The sequence below is a fragment of the bacterium genome, assembly GCA_030655055.1.
Lineage (GTDB): Bacteria > Edwardsbacteria > AC1 > AC1 > EtOH8 > UBA5202.
In genome coordinates, this window is the sequence record JAURWH010000010.1 from 1 (window position 1) to 3,505 (window position 3,505).

Consider the following 3,505-nt stretch of genomic DNA (forward strand, 5'->3'; position numbering starts at 1 on the left):
TTCTGTTTGGCGGCACAAAAAGAAAAGAACATAATGGCACTCTTTCAGCTGAATATCCTTTTTGCATACATTACAACGGAAACCACTACCATCACCACGGAACCATACAACAGATACAACCCCCAGGGCTGCCAGTTCACCGAATAACAGATTATGGTGGCCGCCATGAAGGTGACCGCCCACTTCCCCGGCCAGTTGGATACCGGCACCATCTTCCTCTTTTTCATCATGAACAACGCACCCGCCACAATCATCAAGTCCCTAATCACTATCAGAACGGCCGCCCACAGCGGAAAGCCCCGCCACAGCCACAGCGCCATGGTCAGGGTGTTGACGCAGATCTTGTCGGCCAGCGGGTCCAGTATCTTTCCGGAATCCGTGACCTGCCCCAGCCGGCGGGCAAAGAACCCGTCAAAATAATCGGTGGCCACCGCCAGCAGCATCAGGCCCAGGGCCCATTCATTCCGCCCGGCCTTCAGGCAGAGCACCATGAACGGCAGCAGGCCGATCCGCAGCAGGGAGAGGAGATTGGGAAGGTTCATGTTGGTTGATTGGATATTTACTTTACTAAACACATAATCGGTTTTAATTGTATTTTCGGCTCCGCCTGACCGCACCCTCTCCTAACGCATTAGGAGAGGGTGCGGTCAGGTCCCGGCCTACCTGCCCGGGATCTGCGCCATTTCCTCCTTGGTGTACCCTTCCGGGACATTGAACAGGTCGGCGCTGACATCCTTCACCGTCATCTCGGTCACATCCATCCTGGTGACGGTGGTCTGGACCTTGCCCTTCTCGTCGGTGGTGTTCTGAGTGACGGCCGATTTCAGGATGAAACCCAGCGACTGGTAGGCCGCAGCCTGGCTCTTCAGCATCGCATCCAGCTCCTTGATCCCCAGCTTAAAGGACTTGAACCTGTAGGACGCGGCCATTTCCGTCAGCGGCAGGGCCGAGGTGCCCCACATCTCCCGGGTCTCGTCAATGTGCGACTTGGACTTGATGAACAGCATCTTGATCTCCATGTCGTAGGCGCTTTCCACCGACAAATGCTTGCAGTCGTAATCCAGGACCTTCTCCGCGGCCAGGCTGTTGACCTTGACCTGGGCGTTGCTGACGGTTATCTGCATCACCTGGCTTAGCGCCCCGGCCAGGGCCAGCACCGAGTCCAGGGACATCTCAAGGTAGGTCTTCTTCTTGGGGTCTACTATCTGCACTTTGCCGCTCTGGCCCAGGTATATCCAGTACATCCCTTTTTTGCTGAGATCGCCCTGGTCCTTGGGGACCTCTATGAAATCCTCCCGCACGTTGCCGCCCTGGGCATAGCCGTTGATCAGGGTCACCTTCTCCTTGCCCTTGACGGTGCTGGTTATCTTGGATTTCCACTCCATCCCGGCCAGGGCCTGCCCGGCCCAAATGATCATTGCGGCCGCAGCCAGCAGTAAGGTTCTTTTCATGGCGTCTTCCTTTTTTATTTGTTATTGTTTGTTTTTTACAGCGCCCCGTTCAACTTCGGGACCTTTCCCCTGATTACCCGTTAAGTTTAAATCCCAACCGGGGCAATGTCAAGCATAAATATTGATCTGGGATTCAGTTTTACATTGACAAACATTAAATCTTTTGTTATTCTTAAAGAAATATATCCGCCGGTGTGGTGAAACTGGTAGACGCAGTGGACTCAAAATCCACCGGTAGCAATACCATGGGGGTTCGATTCCCTCCACCGGCACCATTATGCCTCCCTGCTTGACAATAGGCCGCCGTAGGCGGGCACTACACCATAATCCCTGCCGGGCAATAGTCCGCCGAAGCTTTAGCGTAGGCGGACACCATCTGATCGCTACCCGCCTTACTATAGACAAAAGTAAATCCTCTGAAAATAAAAACCAGAACCATTCTCTATGACCAACGGCAATCCTCAACTTCCCCAGATGGACCAGCTCCTGGAGGAACTGGTCCTACGCGAAGCCTCCGACCTGCATCTGCGGGTGGGCGAGGCCCCCATTTACCGGATCGGCGGCAAGCTGGTGCGCAGCGAGTTCCCGGTGATGGCGGAAGAGGATACCAAGAGCCTGCTTTATTCCATCATGTCCGAGGAGCAGCAGCGCCGCTACGAGAAGGATCTGGAGCTGGATTTCGCCTTTGGACTGGCCGGGGTGGCCCGGTTCCGCATCAACATCTTCAGGCAGCGGGGCTATGTGGGGGCCATCATGCGGGTGATCCCGCTTAAGATCCGGACCCTGGAGGAGTGGAAGCTGCCCCTGATCCTGAAGGAACTGGCCCTGCTTCCCCGGGGATTGATCCTGATAACCGGCCCCACCGGTTCCGGCAAATCCACCACTCTGGCGGCCATGGTGGAGCACATCAACAACAACCGCCGCAGCCACCTGATCACCCTGGAAGACCCGATAGAATTCCTGTACAAGGACCACCTGGCCATCATCGAACAGCGGGAGGTGGGCTCCGACACCCCCAGTTTCGCCTCCGGCCTGCGCCATGTGATGCGCCAGAACCCCGACGTGATCCTGGTGGGCGAGATGCGCAACTACGAGACCATGTCCCTGGCCATCGCCGCGGCCGAGACCGGGCACCTGGTGCTGGCCACCCTCCATACCACCGACGCCGCCCAGACCGTGGACCGGATCATCAACACCTATCCCCCGGAATCCCAGGCCCAGGCCCGGGTCCAGCTGGCCACCGTGCTTCAGGCCGTGGTCTCCCAGGCCCTGCTGCCGGCGGTGGGCAGTCGCAAGCTGGTGGGGGCTTTCGAGATCATGCTGGGCACCCCGGCCGTCCGCAGCGTCATCCGCGACGGCAAGACCCCCCAGATCTATTCCCTGATCCAGACCGGATCCAAGTTCGGGATGCAGAGCCTGGACTCCGCCTTAAAGGAACTGGTGCAGAAGAACCTGGTGACCCTGGAGGACGCCCTGGCCAAATCCTCCAACCCGGCCGAACTGGAACTTTCCATCAGCCGGTAACGCGATCTGCGGCCAGAACGCCATCCCTATTTCCCATTTATCCACTTCCCATTTAATTGACCTCCCTTTTCCTATTTGTCCGCTTCCCATTTTTTTATCTTCTATTTTTTATTTTTAATTTTGTTAAGATGCAGCTGGCCGAATTACTATATCTGACCTTTCAAAAAGGCGCTTCCGATCTGATCCTCAAGGTTGGCACTCAGCCGGCCTTAAGGCTTCAGGGCAATCTGGTGCCGGTGGAGCTGCCGGTGCTGACCTCGGAGGACACCAAGCGCTTTGCCGTGGACATCATGACCAAGGAGCAGCTGGAGCGGTTCCGCCGGGAGCGGGAGCTGGACATGGCCTGCTCCATCGCCAACCTCTGCCGCTTCCGGGCCTCGGTGTTCTTCCAGCGGAACGAGTTCGGACTGGTGTTCCGGGTGGTTCCAAACCGGATACCCACCGTGGACGAGCTGAGCCTGCCCATCGTCTGTAAGAACCTGGCCATGCGCCCCCGGGGCCTGATCCTGGTGACCGGCCCGGCCGGCTGC

General features: G+C 57.3%; 4 protein-coding genes and 1 tRNA gene. 3 read left to right on the plus strand and 2 right to left on the minus strand.

Translation table 11 applies throughout. The features are described from left to right. Positions 1–44: 44 nt before the first annotated feature. On the minus strand, positions 45–542 hold the full coding sequence (locus Q7U71_00220) for a CDP-alcohol phosphatidyltransferase family protein (protein ID MDO9390185.1): 498 nt from the start codon (positions 540–542) through the stop codon (positions 45–47). A gap of 117 nt (positions 543–659) precedes the next feature. After that, the gene (locus Q7U71_00225) at positions 660–1,451 is read right to left on the minus strand and encodes a DUF4412 domain-containing protein (protein MDO9390186.1); all 792 of its coding nucleotides are present in this window, start codon (positions 1,449–1,451) and stop codon (positions 660–662) included. Between the two features lie 188 nt (positions 1,452–1,639). Here Q7U71_00225 and Q7U71_00230 point away from each other — a divergent pair. The 3 genes from Q7U71_00230 to Q7U71_00240 form a co-directional block, all read left to right on the plus strand. After that, positions 1,640–1,726, plus strand: a tRNA-Leu gene (locus tag Q7U71_00230). 169 nt (positions 1,727–1,895) lie between these two features. Then, positions 1,896–2,975 carry a type IV pilus twitching motility protein PilT gene (locus tag Q7U71_00235; protein MDO9390187.1) on the plus strand — a complete coding sequence of 360 codons (1,080 nt, stop codon included), beginning with the start codon at positions 1,896–1,898 and terminating at the stop codon, positions 2,973–2,975. Positions 2,976–3,103: 128 nt separating this feature from the next. After that, the coding region (locus Q7U71_00240; protein MDO9390188.1) for a type IV pili twitching motility protein PilT at positions 3,104–3,505 on the plus strand (402 nt) is incomplete at its 3' end.